16 protein-coding genes and 2 pseudogenes are annotated in these 24,864 nt (G+C 65.8%); 11 read left to right on the top strand and 7 right to left on the bottom strand.

The genetic code is table 11. The features are described from left to right. The first annotated feature begins 147 nt into the window (after positions 1-147). Positions 148-408 (top strand): hypothetical protein, encoded by a 261-nt coding sequence (locus KUM44_RS10155; protein ID WP_217207471.1) that lies wholly within the window; start codon positions 148-150, stop codon positions 406-408. A 692-nt stretch (positions 409-1,100) separates the two neighbouring features. On the opposite strand, the gene KUM44_RS10150 is transcribed toward KUM44_RS10155, so the two are convergent. After that, positions 1,101-5,819 carry an ATP-binding protein gene (locus tag KUM44_RS10150; protein WP_217207470.1) on the bottom strand — a complete coding sequence of 1,573 codons (4,719 nt, stop codon included), beginning with the start codon at positions 5,817-5,819 and terminating at the stop codon, positions 1,101-1,103. Between the two features lie 9 nt (positions 5,820-5,828). Here KUM44_RS10150 and KUM44_RS10145 point away from each other — a divergent pair, with 9 nt between their 5' ends. The 6 genes and pseudogenes from KUM44_RS10145 (at position 5,829) to KUM44_RS45260 (ending at position 10,808) form a co-directional block, all read left to right on the top strand. After that, entirely contained in the window at positions 5,829-6,320 is a 492-nt protein-coding gene (locus tag KUM44_RS10145; RefSeq protein ID WP_217207469.1) for a hypothetical protein, read from the top strand. Between the two features lie 522 nt (positions 6,321-6,842). Continuing rightward, on the top strand, positions 6,843-6,995 hold the full coding sequence (locus KUM44_RS10140) for a hypothetical protein (protein ID WP_217207468.1): 153 nt from the start codon (positions 6,843-6,845) through the stop codon (positions 6,993-6,995). Positions 6,996-7,166: 171 nt separating this feature from the next. Continuing rightward, positions 7,167-8,078: a hypothetical protein gene (locus KUM44_RS10135; RefSeq protein ID WP_217207467.1), complete on the top strand. Its 912-nt coding sequence runs from the start codon at positions 7,167-7,169 to the stop codon at positions 8,076-8,078. A gap of 1,421 nt (positions 8,079-9,499) precedes the next feature. Then, positions 9,500-9,763, top strand: a complete 264-nt coding sequence (locus KUM44_RS10130) for a helix-turn-helix transcriptional regulator (protein ID WP_217207466.1) — start codon at positions 9,500-9,502, stop codon at positions 9,761-9,763. Positions 9,764-10,022: 259 nt separating this feature from the next. Beyond that, positions 10,023-10,256 (top strand): annotated as a pseudogene (locus KUM44_RS45265) (DUF6083 domain-containing protein); the annotation flags it as partial. 144 nt (positions 10,257-10,400) lie between these two features. Then, positions 10,401-10,808, top strand: coding sequence for a hypothetical protein (locus tag KUM44_RS45260; protein ID WP_254389310.1), 408 nt, complete (start codon positions 10,401-10,403; stop codon positions 10,806-10,808). Here the strand turns inward: KUM44_RS45260 and KUM44_RS10120 are convergent. Next, positions 10,799-11,266 carry a hypothetical protein gene (locus KUM44_RS10120; RefSeq protein ID WP_217207465.1) on the bottom strand — a complete coding sequence of 156 codons (468 nt, stop codon included), beginning with the start codon at positions 11,264-11,266 and terminating at the stop codon, positions 10,799-10,801. The genes KUM44_RS45260 and KUM44_RS10120 overlap by 10 nt on opposite strands. Positions 11,267-11,346: 80 nt before the next feature. On the opposite strand from KUM44_RS10120, the gene KUM44_RS10115 reads away from it, so the two are divergent. The 4 genes from KUM44_RS10115 (at position 11,347) to KUM44_RS10100 (ending at position 15,245) form a co-directional block, all read left to right on the top strand. Beyond that, positions 11,347-12,867, top strand: coding sequence for a UvrD-helicase domain-containing protein (locus KUM44_RS10115; RefSeq protein ID WP_217207464.1), 1,521 nt, complete (start codon positions 11,347-11,349; stop codon positions 12,865-12,867). A 78-nt stretch (positions 12,868-12,945) separates the two neighbouring features. Continuing rightward, on the top strand, positions 12,946-13,290 hold the full coding sequence (locus KUM44_RS10110; protein WP_217207463.1) for a hypothetical protein: 345 nt from the start codon (positions 12,946-12,948) through the stop codon (positions 13,288-13,290). Positions 13,291-13,515: 225 nt separating this feature from the next. After that, complete coding sequence (locus tag KUM44_RS10105) at positions 13,516-13,905, top strand: hypothetical protein (protein ID WP_217207462.1); 390 nt, start codon at positions 13,516-13,518, stop codon at positions 13,903-13,905. Positions 13,906-14,042: 137 nt separating this feature from the next. Then, complete coding sequence (locus tag KUM44_RS10100) at positions 14,043-15,245, top strand: hypothetical protein (RefSeq protein ID WP_217207461.1); 1,203 nt, start codon at positions 14,043-14,045, stop codon at positions 15,243-15,245. 50 nt (positions 15,246-15,295) lie between these two features. On the opposite strand, the gene KUM44_RS10095 is transcribed toward KUM44_RS10100, so the two are convergent. The 5 genes and pseudogenes from KUM44_RS10095 to KUM44_RS10075 all read right to left on the bottom strand — a co-directional run. Continuing rightward, the gene (locus KUM44_RS10095) at positions 15,296-15,718 is read right to left on the bottom strand and encodes a hypothetical protein (protein WP_254389309.1); all 423 of its coding nucleotides are present in this window, start codon (positions 15,716-15,718) and stop codon (positions 15,296-15,298) included. Further along, positions 15,715-17,619 carry an integrase gene (locus KUM44_RS10090; RefSeq protein WP_308402557.1) on the bottom strand — a complete coding sequence of 635 codons (1,905 nt, stop codon included), beginning with the start codon at positions 17,617-17,619 and terminating at the stop codon, positions 15,715-15,717. Before KUM44_RS10090 ends, KUM44_RS10095 begins: the two co-directional genes overlap by 4 nt. A 203-nt stretch (positions 17,620-17,822) precedes the next feature. Then, on the bottom strand, positions 17,823-19,352 hold the full coding sequence (locus KUM44_RS10085) for a hypothetical protein (RefSeq protein WP_254389308.1): 1,530 nt from the start codon (positions 19,350-19,352) through the stop codon (positions 17,823-17,825). 412 nt (positions 19,353-19,764) lie between these two features. Then, a complete protein-coding gene (locus tag KUM44_RS10080; RefSeq protein WP_254389307.1) occupies positions 19,765-21,165 on the bottom strand; it encodes a hypothetical protein in 1,401 nt (466 codons plus the stop codon). Between the two features lie 199 nt (positions 21,166-21,364). Beyond that, positions 21,365-23,692: pseudogene (locus KUM44_RS10075) on the bottom strand (PHP domain-containing protein); the annotation flags it as partial. Positions 23,693-24,864 lie beyond the last annotated feature (1,172 nt).

Below are 24,864 nucleotides of genomic sequence, written 5' to 3'. Positions count from 1 at the left end.
AGTGGACAGGCATCCTGAGGAAAGGCCCTACCTGGAGTACGGCCACCGTTCTCCCAGAGACCCGTCGCCCCGCAGCGACCTGCCTCCTCATGCAGCTCGGCCGTCCGACGGTGAGCGGTGAGTTCGGAGGAAAGCAAGAATGGAAACATGCAAGAACTCCATGCCAGAAGTGGGCCGCCGCGACGGCAACTGCCGGATCGACTACACGTGGTCGGGCCGGGCTGGCACCCGCTGCTTCTGCGGCTACACGAGCGGCTCCTCAGCCTTGAGCCTGGCTACCAGATCGAGGACCTGAAGGAGAAGCTCGGCGGGGTCCGGATCCATGTCACGGCTGCCTCCGCTATTGCGCTCGCGGAGATGCGCGGCGTTCTCACTGAAGCCGAGAAGCAGTCCGAGACCATCTGCTAGTTCTGTGGGGAACCCGGGCGTCGTAGGCGACGCAACGATGCCCCAGCAGGTTGGATCAAGACCGTCTGTGACGACTGCTGCGCCGGGTGGTCGCACCACACGATCTTGATCATCAACGGAGAAGTGCGGATCGCGACCAAGAAGGCCCCTAGAAGCGGCACCTGGGTACACAGCTGACCACGGCTTAGAACTGGTGCCGACAGGCTTGGCTGAGGGTCACGGTCGAGCCGTGGTGCAGCCCGGCTGACTCAGCAGCACGGCCAGCGCCAAGAGCGCGAACTCGCGATTCCTGATCCCTTACGCGTTGGGACCACCGCGGATAGGTGGTCCCAACGGTGGCGTTAGAGGGCGAAGGGGTTCGCGTCGTCCCACGCCTTGCGGCGGGCGTCCCTGAGGGGGCCTTGGATCAGGCGCGGTTCCACGTCGAAGGACATGCAGGCCGGTTTCGGAGAGTGAACGCCGGCCAGTGCGGCACCGTCTGGGTCGCCGGGGTTCCCTGGGAGGCGAAGGCGGCGATCATACGCCTGCGTCAGCGCCCCCGTCGCGATTCGGTCCAACAGCCGCTCACCTGCAGGCGCCTTGGCCTACCCCGCCCCGCCATACCTACGACGACGAGGTACCGCCGCCTAATGCAGCAGCCTTGGTCACAGGTCCGGAAGTCTCACCAAGAATCAGGCAGGACCCCTGAGCCATCACCTGCTGTATGGCGCCAATCCCTCGTTTCCGGCGACGACCAAGGTGTCGACGAGCATCTGCCACTCGTCCAACGTGCCGAGTTCCTCCGCCGTTCTGCGGATTCCCTTGAGCCAGCTGTTAGAAGACCATGAGCGATTGACCGTGACATGTTCATCTTGAATGCATAGGTCGGAGACCCAGCGCACGCCTCGGGTAGCCTGCACTTCCTCTGGGAGCTTCCGCAGGACGCCGATGAGTGCGTCGACGGACTTGGCCTCCCCTCGAGCGACCGGCAGCCAATCGTCGATCAACTCCACGAGGTCTTCAGCGCGAACCCAGTCGATGGGTCCACCGATAACCTCGTTGTACAGGCCTTGCGCCCACGGAAGAGGGTCCGGTAGCAGGGCAGCAGCAGCCCAGTCGCCCCAGTGATGGTCGCGGTAGGGGCTCGGGTCGTCACTCAGGTAGTCAACGGCGTGGCGCAGCACAGATGGCCAGACACCTCGTGCAGCTTCGGCCAGCCGTTCGTTCTCTGCGCCTGCTGCGGCAAGACCGTGGAGGAAATTGGACATCAGTCCCGCATCTGCGCGAAGGACGTCGAGGTGCTCGAGCACCGGTCCGGCGTCACTGTTCTTCGCAAAGCCTTCGAGCAGGGCCCGTGCGGCGACGAGGGTGTGCGTCCCGCGGTCGTCCGCGGTCCAGCCCTCATTCTCCTGCGCGACCATGGCACGTCGCTCGACGTCGAGGAACGCGACGAGGAGCGTGGTTGCGTCGTCGGTGCAACAGTGGTCTGTCGACGCGGCTACGCCGAGTCCGCGAATGGCTGCGTCGAGAACCGCGATGTCGAGGGAGTCACCCGATAGTTCCTGAAGTCGTTCGGCAACGTCGCCCGCAATCTGAACGTTCTGCCGTCGCTGGCCGCCCTGGTCCCACGGACCGATTTCTGCGCCACGGGCGGTCTCGAGCAACCAGTTCAACGCAGTCCGGTGGATGCAAGGGTCGGAATGGCATGGAGCCACCCAGATGACATCGCATCCACGCGCCAGGTACAGCCGTGTCTCCAAGGACGCCTTGCCTGCCATCGCAAGACCGGCCTCGGTAACATCTTCGGTCGTACCGCCGGCAGCTTCCAGGGGCGCTGCCAGTGCGGGTGTGAGGAACGCGGGCACGGTTTGAGCCGCGGCTCGGTCGGCACCAAGGTCGAAGTACTGGTCCTCGTGACGCTGATCCTCAACGTCCTGGAACGACGCTGCGATTCCGATGACGAGCTCCGTTGCGAACTGCCCTTCGTTGCCCAGCGCCTCCATATCGCCGGCGGCGGCTCGTTCGACGGCTGCTCGGACGACGTGGGCAACGGCGTCCACAGGCCGGTTCGGCATCAGGTCTCCATCGGACTCGAGCAAGGCGCGGCCTGCCGCCAGGTCCGCAGCGATCTCCTTCGACGAGGGCGGCACGTACTCGGCGTCCTGCTTGGACGAGCCCCAGTACCGATTCTGCAGCCGCAAGCTGGTCTGCACGACCTCCTGGTGAGCCTCGTGCGCATCTTGTGCGGCTCGCAGCTCAGGCGGCGGTTCGACCTCGATGTACATCTCATCGCCATGCTGCTTGATTCGGTACCGGTCCCAGTCCAGGCTGGCGGCCCAGTTCTTCGTCGCCTCCTGGCTAATGCCGAGACGGTCGCCGTTCTCGACAAGCTTGTCGGCGACCTTCTTCAAAGCCTCGGCACGCTCCTGCCCACCGCGCATCATCAACCGCATGGCTACCTCACGCGGTGTCCACTGGCGGCGTTCGAGGTTAGCGAGCCCTTCGGTTGCGGCACGCAGCCCTGAGTACTCCCTCGTCGTACGACCGAACTCCAACTCCCATACGACCGGTTCAGCAAGGAACGGGTCTAGGTCAGTGTCGACGTCCTCCATATGGCGCACGAGCAGACCGAACAGCATCCCCGGAATTGCGAGGTTCTCGCAGCCATTCAGCAGTACTTCGACAACCCTTCTCGGTGACACACCCTGGCTCAACCACATGTCGGCAAGGCGTTCCATCGCCTGGAGCGCACTCATCGCCGAGTACGGACCGACCGACGTGCCCCGGTACCAGCACCACACGTGGCTGTCGCCGACGTACAGGCGGGCAGTGCCGTCAAGGTTCAGAATCGCACCGCGGTTTCCACCCTCTCCGTTCTCCGTCTCGCCGTCGGCGTCTTGGCTCCGGGCGCCGGCGGGCCCAGCGAAGACGTCAGGCGAACTATGCCGAGACAGCGTTGCTACGCGCGCCCGCGCACCGCTGTTCAAGATGTTGTTCAACACCCGCACCGAAGTCGACAACGACGCTGTCTGAAACAGCTGCCAGAACCCGCCGAAGTAGTACTGGAAGAACGGTGGTCCGATACCGCTCCACCGGCCCTGATGCCTCCGGACACCCTCATCTCGATGCCAGCTTGGCTCGTCGTCGATGTAATAGGCCGCCATCAACGTCGCCAATAGCTCCGGGTCCTTCTGGGCCAAGGCTCGGGCGCTCAACGGCGAGTCCACAGCCGGAGCCAGGAACGCTGGTGCGTCATCGGCGATGGCCCGAAGGCACGCTTCGATAGCATCGTCGATGTCCGGTCCGAGCAGCGCCAACGTTTCGACGAACTCTTCATTGGTCAGGTGGTGATCCAGCGTGCGTCGGCGCTGGCGATGCTGTGACTTCGACCCGGGCAGTTGGCCCCCGCTGGTTTCGCGTAGAGAGAGCGAGTTCCAGTAGGCAAGGAGACGGTCCCGCAGCTGGCTTCGCAGTTCATTGCCAGCTGGAACGTCTGCCAGAGACAGGGCTTGCAGCCAGTCCGCAAGCAGCTCGAACGACTCCTTCGAGACGTCCCACGGCTTTTGGTCATCGAGGAGAATCCGCACAATGGGGTTCGTGATCAGACGGTCGACCCGCCCGTTGACCTTGTGCCTTTGCTGAACGACTCGAACCACGTCGCCGAGCACCAGGCCGACCGACTGATCCGTGCACGCCGACTTCAGACATTGATACGCGAACGGCGTCTCCAAAACCGCCTCCACGGGGACGTCCGTCCACCGGGGTCCATGTGCTGCCGCGAACATCCGCAGTTGCGAGTACAGTTCGGCGAACTTCCGGACGGGCCGAGCGTCGGGTGCTTTCAGTAGCCCCTTGCACGCAAGAGTAGTAGCCGACAGCGCCCACCGGGGCGCCCCAGCTGCCTGCAGCAACTCGGTCGGGCTCTGGCCACGGACGAGAAGGATGGCGGTCGCGTACCGTCGGACTTCGTCGTGTGCAAATTCCGGCTGGCCCCGGTACGGGCTCGCCGGCGCGAGCAGATGATCCCGACGCAGCATGTCCACCGCTGCAGCATCGACGCCTGCGTCAGGTCGGCGGCCCTCGGGCAGCTTCAGCGTCGTCGCGGCCACCGCGAGCAATGTCCGTTCGCGTGCCTCCGCCGAACCGACACCGGGGCGTCCATCGCCCCGAACAAGCCTGCTCCACACCAGCTCAAGGCACTCCCACTCACCCAGTGAGCTGTCTGGCTCCGACCCTGTCCGAGCCAGAAGGTCCAGCACAACAGGCCTGCGCAGCAGCGAGTTCGCGGGCAGGTCTCGCAGGACCGTGCGTAGAAGCGGAAAGTGGTCTGAGACGATCGAGATGTCCTCGTCGCCCAACGGTCTCATCGCGAAAGATGAAATGGGCTTCGTGAACCCCAGCTCTACCTGCTCCCGCACGAAATCCGATGCCATGTCGGATGTCACCGCTACGAGCCCAACGCCAGCCGCAGCCGCTGTCAGCACCAGGTCACTCAACAGGCCGGCAGACCGCTCCAGAGCAGCATCAGCCGCGTCGATGACCAAAACCCGAGCAGGTGCCGACAATTCCGCGAGCACGTCCTCCATCGACATCCCGAGCGCAGTACGCAGCTCCAGGCTCGACTGTGGCAGGCTGCGGAAGTTGACCACGACCCCTTGGAACCCGGCGGGGTCCACGGCTTCCAACTCGGCAACGGCCGACAGCGTCAATGCGCTCTTACCGATGCCTGACTCGCCGGATACCAGCAAAGCCGAAGCACTGGTACCGGCCTCGCGCAGGGCCTCAGCGAGTTGTTCGCGGCGGTCGGCGAACGAGATCTCGACCGGTCCGCCAGATGACTCGTCACCGATAGTGGTCCGCACACCCGCAACGGCCAACTTGCGTTGGTCCGCAAGCACCGACCACGCCCGCCGACTTCGAGTCGCGGCCGAGTCCAAGACCACGTGAATGTCACGGCGGAGCACCTTGAGGTCCGCTATGGCGCCGGTCGCGTCGTAGCGGGTTGCCTCAACCTCAAGCCGGTCCCGGACCGCCACCCCGTCGGCGGCGGGCGAGGCCACGCCGTCCAACGATGTCGCGACCGCCGTACGGTCACGTTCACCCGGGCTCTGAACCGCGAAACCGAGGATGTGCAACCGGCCAAGCAGCCGCCACGCCAGCCGCAGGACCTCTTCCGGCGCTGTGTCGTCTCCGACGGCCTTCTCGACCATCTCCAGGAAATGCTCCTGGCGCTTACGCACTGGCCTCGACCAGCGGCCATCGACGTCCATGGACGCTTGGAACGACTCGGGGTCGGCATGAGCACGCGCGATGCCGCAGAGCGTTGCAAGCTGGTCCCATTGATCGGACCGACCGGCGGTCGCGACGGCGACCTGGTGAGTGTCGGTGTCGAACTTCTCGACCTCGGCGAGCAGCGACCCGACGAGTTTCACAGTGTCGCCGTGGCTCTGGACGAAGTTCGGCGTTGCTCGACATGCCACGGCGAGGATGACTTCGGCTACCTCATCGCCGCATTCGATCAGAAGATCATCCACCGGGTGCGCCGGACCGGTTTGGAACGCCACCCTCCGGACCGGCAGCTCAGAGACCTCCGCCCGTCGTTCGCCAGTCAACATGCCAGCGAGATAGACAGCCGCGACGCGGTGCGCGAACGAAACGCCGCCACCGCCGGTCGCGTAGGTACTCGATCCTCGCTCAGCTTCACCGGCCGCGGCGGTCGCGACCTCGACGGCCGCATCCTGGGAAGCGGCCCCCGGTCCAGATACTGGCTCACCTTCGGACCGAGCGGCAGCGTCCGACCCAACGGGCTCGTTCATGTGCTCCTCGGTGGCATTGTGCTATCAATTGCCGCACGGCTCACCGTAGCGTGCGTCGAGAAACATGCTGCCATCGTCACCCACAACGGTGGCGTCGCACAGCGTTTCCAGAATTAGGGGGAGGCCGACATGATCGGCACTGCAGGTCGATCCCAGGGATGAGCGTCTTCGGGGCGGCCGCACTGAGCGGGCGGGCTCCGTTCACGCCGCAAAGCGCACCGTGGAGCTCCTTCTAGGATGACGGACGACGGTGTCGGGTGGGCCTGAGTGCCAAGGCGGAGGTTTCATGGGGCACGTGGTGCTACGGGTACTGGCCGCAGGGTTTTCCGTGGCCGGCCTCGCCCTGGCGTCCGTGGCGCTCTGGGCAGACCTGGATTCGGCAGACAAGGTCGCAAGCGTCGCGGGGGGTGCGCCGGTTTCCTGGGCTGCGCTCTGAGTGTCTACTTCGAGGTGCGGCGGGCGGGCCCAAGCGGTCATGTTGTGCAGGCGGGCGGTCCGGGAGCCGTGGCCGCAGCAGGCAGCCCTGTGGGCAACGCTACGGCCACAGGCGGAAAGGTGACCCGCCGCGCAGCTCCGGCACTGCCACAGGCACAGCCTGCGGTCGGCCAGCACCAGGTGAGCGCCTCAAGGCCGGGCAGCGTGGCAGCTGCAGGGGACGCGGCCGGCAATGCGACAGGCGCCAGCAGCGAGGTCCTGGCCACCGGTCCCAAGGGGCTGCGGTACGAAATCGGGCACGGAAACTTCTCTCCCTACGTCCAGCCGCTGCGGCCCGTACGGGAGACGTTCTCCTGACCTCCGCTCGCCATGAAGAGGACCAGCGAGTTCGACGCCTTCGCCGACCCTCTCAGCGAGGTAAAGCGGCCGTTGGTTTCCACGCCTGTGAGTGATGCTGAGGCGTCAGCGGAAGGACCGGGCCTCTCAATTCGATCGAGCCTGTAGTGCAGGGGCGGTTACCGTCCGTCCATGGACGAATCCCTCTCCTTCGAGAACTTCCTTGAAGGAGCCAAGAAGGCCGCCCACAGAGCCATGGACGACCATGGGCGCGGCGAGTACGACGAGTTCGCTCTCCATGGCGGTGTTGCCGTGGAGCGGCTCGCCAAGGCGGTGCTGGTCTCGAAGAACCCGGTGTACCTCCTGGAGATGCGCAACGGGAACCCCGACATGCTCCTGTACCTCGGTGGCCACCTAGAGATGAGCGCGGACAAGGTCCGCACCGTCGGCGCCAAGGACACCATCAAGCGGCTCCGCACGTTGGGGCTGCTTCCACCTGATTCCGAGCTCGACCTGCTGATCGAACTCCGCAACGGCACCGCCCATACAACCATCGGCGATCAGGCGAAGACCCTGCTCCCAACACTCGCCAAGAACATCGCAGCTCTGCTCAAAGACATCGACCTTCCTGAGGAGAATTTCTGGGGTCGCTGGACGAGCGCGATGAACGTAGCCGTGGACAAGCGGCGGGGCGACATCGAACGGGATGTCCAGCTCCGCATCAGGCAAGCTCGACATGGTCTCGATGATCGCCTCAAGGGACTGCCCCTGCCGTACAAGCTCCGAGTGCCTGGGCAGTCCGGCTTCAGCGTCTTCTTCCAGGATGCAAACCCTGACATTGACCAAGTCGTCGTGACCGTGACCGGCACCCATGGTTGTCCCGCCTGTGAGCGTCAGGCGATCGTGAAGGCTGAGCCTGATCCGGCCTCACCGAAGATGGCCTTCACAGCCGTGAGTATGAGTTGTCCGTGGTGCCAGCTCCGGCTGAACAGCGCGGAGGAAATCCAGGCAGCAGGCACCAACTTGGCGTCACTCGTGGAGTTGGCGGGACTCGCCGCCTACGACGAGCTGCCCGACTCGGACAACGGGACACAGGAAAGCTAGGCGCCGTGGAACCCCGGCTCCGTAAGCCGGGGTTTTCGCATACGCCGAAACGCACCTGGTCTTCCTGCGCGCACCCCGCTAGGAGGTCCTCTTGCTGCTCCCCGAACTGCTCAAACTTGCCACCGACGCCCCCGGATTACCGCTTCGAGCGGGAGCAGTTCGCTGCCCGCACACGGGGGATCCGTGCAGGCTAGGCGTCTTACGGTGCGCCGTGGTCACCCTGGCGGGGCAGCCATTGTTCTGCCAGCTTCCAGCGCAGGTCTCCGGAGTCAGGACATACGTCCAAGGACTTGAGGAGCCCTGTTGCGTCAAGTTGCCGGAGTACGTCCGGCAGAGCAGACAGGTCGAACCCGCAGTCACGCGCCATCCGGTCCGATTCCATGAGTCCATCACCTCTTTCTGGACTTGTGTACGCAGTAAGCCACACGGCAACCAGTTGGGGCAGCGGTCCACCCTCAGCCGCCCGACCAGGCAGAGCTGATCGCAAGGCCCAGTCAGCAGCTCGCCTGCGGTCGGGCCGCGCTGGGGACTGAGTAAGGAGTCCGGCATCGAGCAACCGGGCAACTACCGCAGTGCCGCCACTGTCCGCCGGGCCTGGGAACCTGCTCAACCACCGGGCTTGTTCCAGTTCCCGCCAAGGATCTGTGCGATTGCCCAGGCGGAGAGCGCGCAGCAGTCCTGCCGGGATACGGACCTCCGCCACCGCGTTCATCCTCAAGGCACACTGCAGGGCGAGGAGCCGGGCAGAAGCCTCGGTGCCGTCCGGCAGCGCGGCGGCAAGGTAGCTGAGCATCTCCCGCACCCGGGTCTGTTCGCCCGGTCCGCGAGGCAGCCGTCCGCGCCGGCCGCGACCGGATTCGCATGCTGCCAGCACTGACGCGGACAGGATCGTGTCGGGTACGACGGCCGCATGGTCCGTGGCCGCAGCGCAGGCAGCGCAGGAGTCGGCGAGTCGCCACACCCGTCCACGGCGCTCCCGCGCCAGGAGTAGCCGGATGGAGCCGGCGCACCCACGGTGTCGGGAGTGCCACCGACAGCCGCGTTCGTGGCACTGGCAGGTGCGCATGTGCACCGGCAGGACGTCGCAGCGGGCGTGCCGGGCGAGGTGGGCCAGGGCGGCCGAGCGGGCGGATGCGGCGGCTAGAGGCCTGCCGCCCGCCGGGCACTGCTCGCAGAAAAGTACTGGCCCGCCGGTCTGCGGGCGCAGTTCGACGGTCCAGGTACGCCGCCCCGCAGGGCATGTTGTGCGGAGCCTCATCGGGCTCGTGCTCCTCCCATCGTGTTTGGCGCCGACACCCGCCGAGAGGGGGCGGCGGCACACGGTAGTGCAGACATCTGCCCTCCCGCTCGCGTCGCCACCTGCACAAATAGGGCAGAGGTCTGCACTGACAGGGCAGGGGTCTGCACCGCCGAATGGTGGGATGACGATCTTGCCGCCCGATCCGGACTTCGAGGCGCTACGCCTGGAGCTGGCGCGCCTGCGGGCGGCGCGAGGGTGGACGTACGACGAGCTCGCCGCCCGCACCGGCCTGGCCAGACGCACCCTTATCGAGATCGAGCAAGGCCGCACCGTCGGCACTTTGAAGACCTGGCGCGCCCTCGCTCACGCCCTGGACACCCCCTTGGACATGCTTTTCGGCAACCTGTGCCGCGGGCACGAGCCGCCCGGGGAGACCCAGGAGTGAGCTCCGCCCGAAGCAGCCTTCACTGACCACCCAAACCGGCGACGCGCGCTCGAACACGTGAGTGCCAACTCGTACGCCAGTTGCCACCAGTTCGGCTAGCCGAGGGACACGACAGCAGCGACACGTCGGTTACGGCGTGTTGGCTGGCAGGTTCGCCCACATGCACTCCGCACCTCCGCCTCCGAGGTGCCGCTGAGATGGCACCGCCGTCCGGACGCGACGCTCCCTCCGCGTCACACCCGACGGCGTCAGTCGACTCCTGCGCTGCGGCCAGAACGACCGATGCCGTGACTGCGGCAACCAGATCGAGTGGTATCTCCGCGGTGACGGCCAGCCCATCCGCCTGCACCCCCGGGAGCTGCCGACCTCACGCATTCCCGTCGCCTGCCGCTGGCACGTCAGCTCGGGCGTCGCGTACCCGTCGGACGACGGCACACGTTGGTGCCGTCTGCCGCGTACCGTCGTGTGCCCCACCCGCGATGCCACCTCCGCGTCGCCCGAACTGGTACCGCTCCGCCGCGCTTTGGCCCTCAACACTCGCCGCCTGCTCGACGCCGGCACTTTCACCCCGTCGTCGACAACTTCCTCCGACTCGGAGGACTCGGCCCCGGCCACCTGCCGCCCGAGCCGTCCCATCGTGCAGCTCCTGTACCTTCGCTATCTCGCCGCCCAGCCTGTCGACGAGATCCAGTGCGTGGCTCAGACCAGGCGGAGGCACCGCTGTGGCAATCTGCTGCTCACCCCGGACACACCCGCCGGGACCTGGACCCTGAAGCCGGCCACGAGGCCCTGCGGCCAACTCGCCCTGCCTGCAGAGGTCATGGCCGTGTACGACCTCTCCGGTCTGCCCTACGGAGACCAGTTGCGCTGGCGGGCCCAGCGGTGTCAGCAGCACGGCGACGTCCCTACGGCCGGAGACATGGCGGTGGCGGAGTGGGAGGTGTTCGACCCGCTCCTCCACCATGAGCACATCTACAACCGTCTGCCCACGCTGGTCCGGCGTGCCCGGCCCAACAACACCGCTCGAACCACGGATCAGAAGTGACACCCCACCACGCCGTCGAGATCACGCTGACCCTGCCGGCCACAGCCAGCGAACTGCAGCGGGCTCGCCGTCGAGTTCCGCTGGCCACGAACGCAGACTTCACCCGGCTCCTGGTAGTTCAGCAGGCCAAGAGCCCTGGCCGGGCTCTCCGTGTCCTCCGCGGCCTGCTGGACGTGCAGTTGCCCATCGATGTCATGACCACCCACTACCCGGACCGGCGGGGCCAGATCCTGCTCAACGTGGCCGTCAGCCACGCCATCCGCAGGATCATCCGGCACAAGGCAGCAGCTCTGGGACAGACACCCCAGGATTTTCTGAGCCAGGCAGTGACCACAGGCGTCGACCGTCATGAGCGCCAACGCCTCCGGCATCTCACGGATCGGCTGGAGGGTCTGCTCACTGACAACACCGCGGAAGACCTTCTGCTGGCCGCGGCCGACGTCCTCAGCCGTCCCCACCGCTCTGGCGCACCTTCGAAGCGGTAGCAGTTGCTCGCCCCGCCGCCGAACTGCCAGCCTCCACACATGCGGAGCTCTTGTTGACCACGCTCACAGACGAACAAACCGCAGCAGCAGACGCCTTTCACACCGGGCACCACCTGGTTATCCAGGCCGGCGCCGGCACTGGCAAGACCACCACCCTCGTCCAGCTCGCCGCCAGTACGGAACGCCGCGGCCGATACCTCGCCTTCAACAAGGTCATCGCCCGGGACGCTGCTGCCCGTTTCCCGCACACCGTGCGGTGCACGACCGCCCACGCCACGGCATACGCAGCCGTCGGCCACCGGTACGCCAGCCGACTCAACAGCCCCCGCCAACCCGCCTGGAGAATCGGCGAGGGCCTGGGCCTCAACCGCTCTGTCCGCATCGGTGACCACACCATCAGCCATAGGACGCTCTCCCACACGATGCTGCGTACCGTGGCCCGCTTCTGCCACTCCGCCGACAGGGTTCTCTCTGACCATCACGTGCCGCCTCTTAGGCGACTGGAGTCTCAGTCGTCGCACAGTGAACTCGTCGGGTTCGTTCTGCCGTTTGCCGCCCAGGCCTGGTCCGACCTCCAGAACACCGAGAAAGGGGTCGTGCGTTTCGAACACGACCACTACCTGAAAATCTGGTCTCTCAGGCACCCGAGAATCGAGGCCGACTTCCTCATGCTCGACGAGGCTCAGGACACCAACCCCGTGCTGGAACAGGTCTTCGCATCCCAGCGCGACCACGCTCAGCTCGTCATGGTCGGCGACTCCGCCCAGGCCATCTACGGCTGGCGAGGCGCACGGGACGTGATGTCTCGCTTCGACGGCGTCCCCCTCACCCTCACACGCTCGTTCAGGTTCGGCCCGCACCTCGCCGACCAGGCCAACCGCTGGCTGGCCATCGCCGACGCCCCGATCCGCCTGTCCGGCACCGACACCATCACCACGGACATCGGGACCGTCACCCACCCGAAGGCGGTGCTGAGCCGCACCAACGTGGGAGCCATGGCCGAGGTCATGCGCCTGCTCGCCGAAAACCACAGCGTCGCACTCGTCGGCGGCGGACAGACCCTCCGTGCTCTGGCGTTGGCCGCCCGGGACCTCAAAGAGGGACGCCGGACCGCCCATCCGGAGGGACGCCGGACCGCCCATCCGGAGCTTGTGCTTTTCGCTTCCTGGGGCGATCTCCAGGACTATGCCGCATACGACCCTGCAGGCAAGGATCTGCAGCCGCTGGTCGATCTCATCGATCAGCACGGTACGGAGGCGATCCTCAATGCGGTGGATCGGCTCAGCGACGAATCCTGCGCCGACGTAACCGTCTCCACCGCCCACAAGGCGAAGGGCCGTGAATGGTCCAGCGTCAGAATCGCGGACGACTTCCCTCCACCCAAGGACACGGACGAGCTCGACGACCAAGGGCACCCGATCCCCGAACCCGTCCGAGACGCCGACGCCCGGTTGGCCTACGTCGCCGTGACCCGCGCCCGACTTCAGCTAGACCTCGGTGGCCTGTCGTGGATCGACGATCACCCTGGTGGGCGACAGCACTCGTCTCATGGTTGCGACGAGCGCGAAGTGTGAGCGCGATCACTCAACTCGGCTGTAGAAACGGCCGTACCGTTGCCACTGGGCGCGGGGCCTGACAGTTCGGGAGAACTCATGAACAACCGCCGAGTCAGCGCCGCCAAGTTCGTCAGCCGCATGCTGGACAGTCCTCAGCACGAGGAAGCCCTCGGTGGCGAGGATGCACACCGTCTTCTCGCCACCGTCCACGCGGACCGTGTCTGCCCTCCGCGAGGCCACTGGATCTCGTGGGACGACTGCTACGCCTCCGCAGACCTGTACCCGCTGCCGTGGAAAGCGCGCTTGCTTCTGGACAGTTGGGGGCGCCCGCTCCCCATTCCGAGTCATTTGAATGGTGCCGCGTACGACCGTGCCGCGGAGGCGGGCCGACGAGCGGCGTGGATCAGCTCAGAGGCGCTCCGGCTCGGCGTGCGGCTCTAGACCTACTGCCGTTGCTTTACGTCGGCCTTGACGAGGATCGCAACGGCTCGGCTCGGTGTGCAGCGCGGCAGGCCAGGCTGCCACCCAGGTGCGGAGCTGCGGGGCGGACCCGGTACGCGCTGGTAGGCCACGCCCTGTCGTCGCCCAGATCCGGCCCTGAGGATGAGGAGGTCGGAAATGCGCCCGCCGCACGAGGATCTAGCGGACCAGTTCTATCCAAGGGCCGTGAACGACGAGGACAACGCGGCGGTGTGGCAACGCCACCTCGACATCACACGCATGAGCACGGCTGACATCGAGAGCAAGATCCATGGCCTCAGGTCCGACAGACTGGTGCCGGACGTGGACATCGAGATCCGCCGGGTGAGGTTCACGCCGTCGCTCATGCTGTACCTGATCAACAACTCGGCGGTACTGTCCGCGCCGTACGTGCCAGTCAGGCGTCCGGTCTACCTGACGGCGCACGCCAAGGCCGTGGAAGCGATTGACCTGCTAAGTATCGGAGCCTCGTTCACCTACGACGCGAAGGACGACGACCCGCACTCGCCCGCCTCCGAGAAGGTGGACGACTGGCGGAAGTGGTTCAACGCAACGTGGGATCTCGTTGCCCAGTGAATACCTCAAGTGCCCTCCTAAACCTGCCCCATGCGGGATGATCGCTCCGGGCGGCGTCGACTGTAGGCGGGTGCCAGAAGCTGTCAAAGTCGACAACGAATGCAGTCGGCCATGAAAACAGCCGTGAGAATGAAGTTATGGCGGACTACTCCTGGGTCATGGTGGGCGGGCACAGGTTCCTGCCTGCCGGCTACAGCTACTTCCCTGAAGTCGCAGCGCTGTTCGCAGAGTCCGAGCGCCAGTCCTGCCTCCACGCTGCCGACGGCGAGTCCGCCATTAGCTGCGGCTATCTCACGACCGTTCACGTCCTGCTCGAGCGGCTTCATGCTCTGGGCATCACATCCGGTCGCGCAGCCGCGGACCTCGATACCGCGCTGGACACGCTCGCCGAGCAGCCTCCTTCCGACCGGCTCCCGCATCCCGTTCCAGGTCGGGCCGACTTCCTGGACGAGCTTCGCGCCATCCTCGCTACCGACGGCTCCTCCTGGGGCCACGAGGAGTTCTTTGACCGCTGGCCCAAGCTGAGCATGGTCATCGATGGGCTCAGTTGGCACATGGAGATCCGGAACCTCGTGAGGGTGCTGCTGGAGTGCAGCCCCGCGCAGGCGCTGGCTGGTCTGGACTTGTCCGAGCTCGACCGCGAGGGCATCAGCGTGGACCCGCACCAGCCTCTCGCCAGTCAAGCTCGCAGCGAGCAACTGGCCGAGGTCGCCCAGAACGCGCCTCTACTCGTGCTGACCGAGGGGAGCACAGATGCGGACCTGCTTGAACTGGGGATGCGCGTCACGCACCCGCATCTGGTCGGCTTCGTCAATTTCATGAACTTCCGTCTGGCTCCGGCCGAACGAAACGTCGGCGCCTTGGTGAAGACCGTGGACGCCTTCATCGTGGCCGGCGTAGCCAACCGCTTCGTTGCCATCGCCGATAACGACACAGCCGGTCACGACGGGCTCGCCAACCTCACAGCTCGTAAGCATCCTTCGTCCTGCCGCGTGCTCCACTACCCCCCGCTGGAGTTTCTCGCCGCTTACCCTGCTGTCGACCCAGACACCGGCGTGCTCACGCCGACCGATGTCAATGGGGCGGCGGGATCACTGGAGATGTACTTCGGCCAGGACGTGCTGACCCGCGCCGACGGCACGCTGATGCCCGTCCACTGGGGTGGCATGGTCGCCCGCCTCGGGCGCCGCCAGGGTGCCCTCTCTGGCGCTGACAAAAAGGCCGCGCAGAAGCGATTCCGCCGGAAGGCGGCGGCAGCACAGGCCGGGAACAGCGCCGACGACGAAGACTGGAACGGAATCCGCGCAATCATTGATTCCATCATCCACGCCTTTGACTGATTTCCGGCCTACCGGCCATGGCTGCTGTTGGGACTCCTCCTGTCAGGGATTCAATCTCGGCGCAGCGGAACTACGGTTCCCCCACGCCGTCCGAGTTCGTCACGCAGAGCTTGGTTGTCATGGTGGAGGGCGGCGATGGCGGTGGCAGCGGCCTGGAGCTTGCGTTTCAGCGCGGTGCATTCCTGGGTCTTGTCCGCGAGTTTCCGGCGGATGCGGGTGATATCCTCGTCGCGGCGCGCCTCGCCGGGGGTGGTTTTCCCATGGTGGGCGACGTGCGCGTCCCACCGAGCGAGGATGCCCGTGGCCCGGTTCATGGTCGCCCGGCTGACCTGGGCCTCCCGCCAGAGGTTCTCTTTCGTCAACCGGCCATCGGTGCGTTGAGGCTTACCGGCGAAGAGCCTCTCCATCGCGGACTCCAGAGCCTGCGCGGTCCTCGGGGACACGCGATCGACCGCGTGGGCGTCGGCACTCATGTCTCCTCCTGCGAGGTCAACTTCAGGACGGCCTCGGCGCGTTCGACTTCGCGGGAAATCAGGTCCTTGCGAAGGCTCGGCAGCCCTGGCGTCTCCAGCAACTTAATTTGTTCGCGGCGGTGCGCGTCATAGATGGGGACATGCTCGATGCCGATCATGGAGTTGTGGCAGCGGTCGGGACGACAGCGCCAGTCCAGCGGGCCTGTGTGACCTTCGGGGATAACGGTGTTCTCCAGGCAGATCGCGCCTGAAGGGTTGCTCGGGTCGAAGAGGCAGTTGTTCAAGGCTCCGAATCGGATGGTGATCCGGGCCTTGCGCAGCAGGTCCTCCTCGACGCGGGAGTCGCCTCCCCGAGCTCGAACGGTGTCCTCAATGTCGTCGAAGGCTTGCTTGACGCGGTCGGCGCCAGGACCGTATCCGATCGTCTTGCCGTCCTTGTGCTCGTTGTACAGAGTCCGGAGTCGGCGAAACCTAGCAGCTTCGATCGCCCCTTCCAGATGCTTGGCCCAGGCTTCGTCGGGGGCCGCGTATCCACGAGTGGAGCGGTTGGCCAAGGCCCGGGTAGCGATGTGTTTGAGCTGGATACCCAAGGCAATCTCGGAGCCAGCAAATTGGTCGGTAAGCATAGCCATGGTGCGACGGAACATGTGCGGTCTGACCCTGCCGGCGGGGATTGGGTCCAGTCCGGACCATGCGGCATGAGCGTTAACGAAGCGAGTGAAGGAATCGATCATCAAGGCGCCGTCGATGGCTTCGCTGGTCTTGGGTCGCTTGAACGGGGCGAAGACTCGCTCGGCGTGCAGGGAGAGGGAGTCGGCGAGTTCGATGGCCTCGACTACCGGCTCTGTGATCCACCAGTGCTTCCGGGGCCGGTTTGGATGGCCTTTCTGCAGAGTGGAGGCAACGGCCGGCGTGTTGCAGTGCTCGACGATGCACCCCCTCCCGATCTCATGGAGTTCGGAGTCACGCATCATCGACAATGCTGCGACCAGTACAAACGCCGCGTTGCGTAGTGCAGTCCGAAGGTACTCGATGTGGCCTTGCTGAATGCCTGGGTGCCAAGGACCCGTACTGCCGTCGGATCGAGTGACTTGGGCGAGATCCTCGACCAGCCCTTGGTGTGTGTACCGCCCCTGCTCCACCGCCTCGAGCACCGCCGCTCGCCTACTCCGAGCCAGGGCACTTTGGCGCGCTCCGAAGACGGCTCCTTGAAGCGTCGGGACGATTCCCAGGAGCAGCGTCATCAGCGGCCAGTTGACGGCCGGTGGATGACCTGCGGGCAAGTCCCGTGCGTAGTGGACCGGGACCTGGTTGGTTGGGTTGGCCAGCCAGGTATCGAGAGTGTGTGAGGCGTCAATGATGGATGCCCTCGCCGATCGAAGGAGTTCATCCCGGCGCCGGATCGCGCGGAGTACATCGGGGGCGAAGGTGTGGACATAGGCAAATGCTGCGCGCACCATAGTGAACCAGATCTCGGGCGGGATGGGCTTGGTCGAGACCACATCGGTTCTGGTTGCTTTGGCCACAGCTTTGGCGCTTTTCCCCGGCCAAGGTTCCTCTGCCGGCCATCCGCCGCTCAGCGCCGAGCTCATGCGCACCATCCTGCGGATGAAGGACACGATTCCAATGACACTGGCTGCGCTCAGCGAGGCGTCCAGAGTCTTCACACGGCGCTTCAAGTCAGTCGCTGTCCACCCCCGCGGATTCGGCGGGAGCCCTGCGTCGTCGGCCCAGTTGATCACGGCACGCAGCTGGTAGACCGCCCCTCGCAAGGTACTAACCGAGGCCGGGGTGTCACCCAGGTAAATGCCCGCCTTCTGTAGCGCTTCGTGCTGTGGATTGGCCATCACCATGGCCATCTCTCTGGCCAGCAGGTTCCAGAACGGTTCTGCCAGTTCCACCGTGAAGGGAACCTGCCACTCATTGGCTTTGAGATTGGCGGGGCGCCGTAGCACTCCGTTGCAGTCCCAGGAATCAGTGTCTCCGAAGAGCGGGACTCGGGCTCCGGGGCGACGAGCCGCGCTCAACAGGGCACGGCCCTGCAAGACCGGTTCGTCGTCTCTGAACAGCAGCGAAGTGAGACGCCCGGCGGGATCGTTAATAGTCATTGATCGAACTCCACTTGTGCCGTCAGCGGTAGATTCAGCTCTGCTCGGGCGGCTTCAATGCTCTTCCGGGCGAGAGCGAGCTCCTGGTCGCTGCGAGCGGCCAGCACCGCACGAAGGTTCACGTAGCTCTGGCCCCACAGGGCCGTGAAGCTCTTCGGTGGCATGCGGCGTTTCAGGTTCTCCAAGTGCCGTTCAAACAACAGCAGTTGCGGCAACTGACCTGGCAGGATCCAGGCGTTGCGGCATTCCAGGCATCGCAAGGGTGCCACCGCGCATAGTTCTCCCCGAGGGCTGAACGGCGAGTCGTAGGGGTCTTTGCAATGCGAGACGCCCATGTCGAGCTGCCCCCGGATGATGCCTTCAGCCTGGTCTTCTTCCAGCCCCAGCGACTTCAGTGCCTCTGTGTCCTTCAGCGCGCCCTCAGCGTCCGCAGCGACTACGGTCGGTCCCTGGACTGCCTTGTGGAACCAGTGGTCCTGGGCTGTGGCAATCACCCGCCCGGACAGGACGCGTAAAGTCGTTCCCTGGGCGTAATGGCCTGCGAAGGTCTCCTCCAGGTGGTCGTCAGCAGCCGCACTGATTCGCCCTCCTGAAGCGATAGCCTTCTCCACCTTGGTGGATTTACGCAGCCGTCCAATGTGTTTCTCTCCGATCACCTCCACGCCGACCGAGGCCAGCCAACCTTCGAACCTTGTTTCCGGCCCTCCGTTGGGAACCCAGTGGTCGAAGACCAAGGAGTGACCTGCACGCACCCTGGCCGCTACAAACAGGGTGTGCGGGAGGTGAGGGGCCTTCTCTCGGGCCTTCGCTGTCACGGCAAGCAGGCGTCGCACCACGGCACTGGCCTCGCGTCGCGGACCATCCGTGATGTCGTACGTGCTCGCCTGTTCGTCTCCGCCGCTCTCCGCGGCGGTGTCACGGAAGGCTCGGTGCCGCACCAGTTCGGCCCGCTTCTTCACAAAGGTCAGCCGCACCCCGTGGGGCAGGAATTCCACGTCGCCTTCACCGAAAGAGGTCACCTCCTCCGACGCATGCCCAGTCGTGTCGACCAGGAGAACGCGGAAGGCATGGAGGTCCTGAGTCGTAGGATACAGCTGCGCCACCAATTGAGAATTGAGCCTGAGCTTTGCCGTTTGCGGGTAGATGGGGGTGCCGTCGTCGTACTGGACCAGTTTCTGAAGTTCTGGAGGCCATTTCCGGAGAACGGGCAAGGAAGCGCTAATTTCCCTGAGGTCGATCTCTCCGCATGACAGCCCCCAAAGCAGATCGGGAATACTTAACCAGCTGCCGCGGTCAGGGTGGCGGCCCTGTCCAGCCATGGCCCAGCCCTCAGCGAGTCGTTTCTCCAGCGCGATCACCGCATTCCACGCTGCACGTACCATCGCACGCTTTTCCACGAGGGTGAACTCATCGCGTTCCGCGGACTCGCCAGCGGCGATCAGTGTCTTGCCTCGGGCGAATTGAGCTAAGCCTCCATCCACGTCGCGCTCCGCATGGTCGTCCCTCCGTACGATCAGCAACCGCACTGCGTCAGCGAGAAATTTGGGCCACTTCGACCCCGCTGAGTACCTCTCGGGCAGGCTCCGCTCCCACCTGGCCAACAGCCGGACCATACTTTCGCTCTCCAACGAGAGCGACTCCACAGGGTCAGATGTTTCCGGCGTGGCATCCACGAACTTTCCCAACCGATCAATCGCACGGCTGTAAGTCGCCACAGGTCCACGAGAGATCTTGGTCGCTGCAACGTACTCGACCCATTCATCTGCCAGTTGGGCAACCAACCGCGAGCAGCGATATTCCCCTGGGGCGACAAAGTGAAGCCCCTCACGACCGTGCTCTGTTATGCAACTGACGACCCGCAAGCCCAGGCGCCCCGCAGGTCCGGGGGGGAATCAAGAGCCTGCCGTAGCACCTCTTCGCTGTAGCGGCGCCGGGCCATCACAAGCCCCCGTTCAACGCGGGGAGATCCACCTTGAAGGCGTGCGCTGCGATCTGCGCATAGGTAGCCTCCTCACCCGCTTCCCCCAGCCAACCGCCGAAGGCCTCCTCGAACTCGTGCACCAGGTCGTCCGTGTACTCGAGGTAGGCATAAGTGGTTTGCGGGTTGGAGTGCCCCAGTCGGCGGCTGACAATCAGCAACGGGTTGTAGCGAATATGGCCCGTGAGGTAGGAGCGGTGCCGTCGGGCACGGGCCTCATATTCCGCCTCGTACCCGTCCAACTGTCGCTCCAGATAGCTCAGCAACTGGAGGGCGTATGTATGCCGCAGGTCATGCCAGCGCCACCTCTTCGCCGGCAAGCGCGGTGTCGTCTCGTCCGCCAACTCCACCATTCTCCGCCAGGCGGCGTGCCGGTAGCGCTTCCAGGAATCCGCCCCTGGCATCAGACCACCTCGGCAGATGAACACCGTGAGCGCCTCCAGGCCGAATTCCCCTTCCTTCACGGTGATCCGCCGCAGCTTCGGCGGCATCGCAGCCATCGTGAACTCGCGGTTCACACCGTCCAGTACCCCGCGCAGGACGCCGGACTCGGACTCGACCCGTGACACCACAAACATGTCCCGCTTGCGCCGACCAAGGTTCGCCGCTGACCGTTGGGCCAGTTCGGGACGCTCCAACAGGAAATAGGTCTCCACCGTGTCGATGGAATCCTCGGGGACATAGATCGTGCGCGCTTTGCCGTACTTCGCGCAGGCCTGGACCGTGAACTCGCAGGCCTCCCCGGGGCGTCCCAGCCCCAACCCCAGTTCCGGTAGCAGTAGAGTGGCCCACTCCTGCCAGCGCATCCCTGTTCCCAGAGCGAGATCAGCCGCAGCCCGTCCTCGATGCGGAGCGCTGCCCCGGAATGAACGATTGACCCGGGAGTCAGGGTGCTGGCCGCCGAGTCCGACGTCGCGGAAGTACCTGAACTGCTCGAACGTCAGGTGCCGGATGTCCATGGTTCGCCGAAGCCGCGGAGTGAGCGCGTTACGCCCTCTGGAAGCCACCCGGACTGGTCGACGAGCCAGATACCCGCGCTCGACCAGAAACCCGAAGAACTGATCGAGCAGCCCCGATTCCTTCGACCACGCCGATACACCGACCGGCCTGCGCTGCTCCTCGGTCCGGAACCGCTTGTAGGCCACGACATCCGATTCGGTGGCTGCCACCACGTCCCCGGCACGCTTCTCTTGATGAAGAGCGAAGCGAGCCAAGATGCGGCCGTACTCCTTGAGCGTGCCCTCAGCCAGATCCGCATAGGACAGTCCGCGGCCCCAGGAACAGAGGGGTTCCACCGGCATCATCGTCTCGTCGTCCAGGAAGACCGGCGTGCCATCCGAGATCGCGCGGTACTCGAGCAACGCTGCTGCCTCCTCACCAGACAACAGCGGGCTGTCTAAGTGAGCTCGGGCCACCTCCGAGTCAACTGCAAACAAGTGCATGCCTGCTCCTCCCCTGCGACATCCATGAGCAGTAGAGAAGCAGGGAGGCAACCCGCACCGCAGTCACCCGAAAGAGTTACGCGGCAGCCGCTGAGACAGATCTGAAGTGCCCCAAGAAGGCGCGGCAGAAGCCGTACGCGCCGAAGGCCTCGATGGTCTTCCATACCTCGTCCCGAACAGCCGAACTGTAGCCGCGCGCGCGTGCCTGGCTGTGGAACCAGTCCTTGATACTGGGCAGCCGATCTTTCTCGCCGAGTGACCGCCGGGCGATCTCCGCCAGCGCATAGTCGCAGCCGGTCATCACCGACAGCGTCTCGATGATCTGCTCGTGCCAGATGGTCACGCCGTAGGTGTCAGCGAGTACCGGCTCCAGGTCCCGGTGCGCATAGGACGGCGCGCCACCGTGCCGGGCCGCAATGTACCGCTCGGGCATACCTCCGGCGACCGGACCGGGGCGGAAGAGACTGATGTCGGCGATGACGTCCTGCGGATCGCGAGGCTGCAGCCGAGACAAAAGATCTTGTTGACCGGCTGACTCCAATTGAAATACGCCCAGGGTCTGGCTCTCCTGGATGAGCTTGAAGGCGAAGACGTCGTCGAGCGGCACCTGCCGCGGGTCGTCGAGGTCGATGTGGTTTCCGGTGGTCCGTTCGATCTCGTCGACGGCGTGGGCCATGGCGGACTGCATCCGTACGCCCAGGACGTCGAGTTTGATGTTGCCGAGCGCCTCGATCTCCTCCTTCGCGGCCATGGCCATGGGGTAGTCGCCCTGTGGGGTGGGCTGCACCGGCAGCCGGTCCAGGAGGGTGGCGTCGCTGATGACCACGCCGCAGGGGTGCATGGCCATGCCGTGGACCAAGGAGTCGAGGCCCTCGGCGAGCTCCCACAGCGGTCCGTACTGGTGTGCCTCGGCGGCCAGTTGCCGCAGTTCGGGCAGTTCGGCGAGGGCGCTGGTGATGTCGGAGGCGCGCAGGTGCGGGAAGCTTTTGGCGATCCGGTCGACGTCTGCGGGCGCGATGCCGAGGGCGAGGCCGGTGTCGCGCAGGGCGCGGCGGGCCCGGTAGGTCTCGGGCATGGCGGTGACCGCGACCCGTTCCTTGCCGAACCGTTCGAAGATCGTGTCGTAGCACTCCAGCCGGCGGGCGGATTCCACGTCGATGTCGATGTCGGGCAGTGAGGCTCGGCGCACGCTCAGGAAGCGTTCGAACAGCAGGCGGTGGTCGAGCGGGTTGGCGGTTGCAATGTCCAGCACGTGGCAGACCATCGATCCCGCGCCCGAGCCGCGAGCGGCGACCCTGATGCCCTTGGCCCGGATGTCGGCCACCACTTGGCCGACGGCGAGGAAGTACGAGTTGTAGTCCAGCTTGGAGATCACGTCGAGTTCCTCGTCCAGCCGGTCGAGCGCCGCCCGGTCGCGGTCGAGGCCACGTCGGGTCATGCCTGCCTCGCACTGCCGACGCAGCAACTGTGCGGCTCCGCCCGTTCCGGGCTCGGCGCCGAAGAGCGACGGTTCAGGGAAGTGGGGCGTGCCAAGGCCGAGGTCCGCTGCGGGGTCGACGGTGCACGCGGCCGCCGTGGCGGCGGTGTCCGCCATCAGGAGGCGTGCCCGTCGGATGCCAGCTCCGGCGCACTCGGCGACCATCTGCGCGATGACTGCCATCGCCCTTTCGTCCTTGAGCCACCGCTGGCCACTGTCCAGGTGGCGCCGGTCGATGGGGCGCAGCAGCCGTGCGGCGTCCAGGACGTCGGCGAGGCGATGCTGGTCGGGGTCGGCGTAGCGGACGGCGTTGGAGAGTACGGCGGTAGTGCGGGTGTGATCGGCCAGCGCGAGGGTGCGGGCGGCCAGGCGCAGGGATCCCGGATCTGTGCCAAAACGTTTCTGCGCGGCGACTTCCAGTCGGACCTCCCTCCCGAAGATCTCCTTCCATGGCGCCAGCAGCTTCATCGCGACGTCTTCCCGGCCCACCGCCAGGGCCCGCACCGGCTCCGAGAGCGGTCCGAGCAGGACGGTCAGGCCGGGGTCGCCGCCGTACTCGCGCAGCGCTTCCCACGGCACCACCGGCGCCGTTCCGGACACGGCACCCGCATGGGCGGCCGACGTAATGCGGCACAGCCGAGCCCATCCCGTCCGGTTCTGGGCGAGCAACACGAACCGCAGAGGCGGCTCGATGACGTGCGCTCCACCGCGCGCCGGGGTGTGGCGTCGCTGGGCGGGCGGCGGGGGCGCAAGGGCCTCCACTGCGAGATCGATTCCGAAGATCGGCCGAACCCCGGCGCCGGCGCATGCCCGCGCGAACCGCACGGCCCCGGTGACCGTGTCCCGGTCGGTGAGCGCGAGCGCCGTCATGCCCCGCTCGGCCGCCCGCTCGGCGAGATGCTCCGGGTGGGCGGCGCCGTAGCGAGCGGAGTAACCGGACGCGACGTGCAGATGGGCGAAGCCCGTCATGCCGTACCTCCATCACTCCACCCCTTTTCGGCCATAAGCTCGATATGTTCATCGTACGCTCGTTCGATTACTCTAACCTCATCAGCGCCGGTCAGCGACCCGGATTCGAACACGGAGGCGATTCCTTGGGGGGTGGGCACTGTCCGAAATGAGTGCTGTCCCCATAGCGCCCCGCCCAGGCAGGGCAATTGGGTGAATCGCCCCCGTGCAGGCACGGCACTTTCAGTAACCGCTCGACCCCTGGGCAGGACACGTCAGCCGCCGGGGTTCACCTCGGCGTCAGATCGGCAGGCTTGGCGCTGGCGCTGGTGGGCCTTCGGTAGGAGTTCCCAACGTAGATCTCCTGAGTCAAGGGTCACGCTCCAGAAGGCGAGGGACGCCCCCAACCGGTCGAGCAAATGGAGCACGGCCGCAGGCGCGAGTCCACATTCACGCGCGATCCGATCCATCTCGGCGCACCCATGACCGGCCGAGGAGTCCGTGTGCGCTGCGAGGCAGAGTGAGGCTAGTCGTAGGGTCGGGTCGTCGGCGCCCGCGCAGACGCCTCTTGCCACACGCAGCGCCCAGTCAGCGGCTCTCCTGCGGTCCGGACGCGCGGGGCGCTGGACAAACAGCGCGCCGTCGAGGATCTGGGCGACCACCGCTCTGTCGGCAGGGCCCGGGGCGGCCGGCGTCCTGTGGAGCCACCGGGTCTGCTCCAGTTCGCTCCATGGGAGCGGGTTACGGTCGAGGCGAAGACTGCGCAGGACCCCGGTCGGCAGCCGGGCCTCACCCTCGGAGTCCATGCGCAAGGCGCATTGCACGGCGAGTAGCCGGGCCGCAGCCCCGGTGTGACTCGGCAGGGCTGCGGCCAAGTAGCTGAGCATCTCCCGCACCTGGATCTGGTCGCCCGGCCCGTTAGGCCGTCGTTTACGGCGCCGCGAGGTGCCGTCTGGTGGCGTCACAGCCGCACGCAGGAAAGTTTCCGGAACCATGGCGGCCTGTGTCGTCGCCGAGGCGCAGGCCGTACAGGCATCGGCAAGCCGCCAGAGCCGCCCGCCCCGCTCACGGGCGAGAAGTAGACGGATGGGGCCGGCGCAGCCGCGGTGGCGGGGGTGCCAACGGCAGCCTCGTTCGTGGCACTGGCAGGTGCGCAAGTGTGACGGCAAGGCGTTACGCCGGGCGTGGCCAGC

Source organism: Streptomyces sp. AC550_RSS872 (assembly GCF_019049285.1).
Classification (GTDB): Bacteria; Actinomycetota; Actinomycetes; order Streptomycetales; family Streptomycetaceae; genus Streptomyces.
The sequence above is the reverse complement of the archived record's forward strand: the minus strand, read 5'-3'. Positions and strand labels throughout refer to the sequence as shown.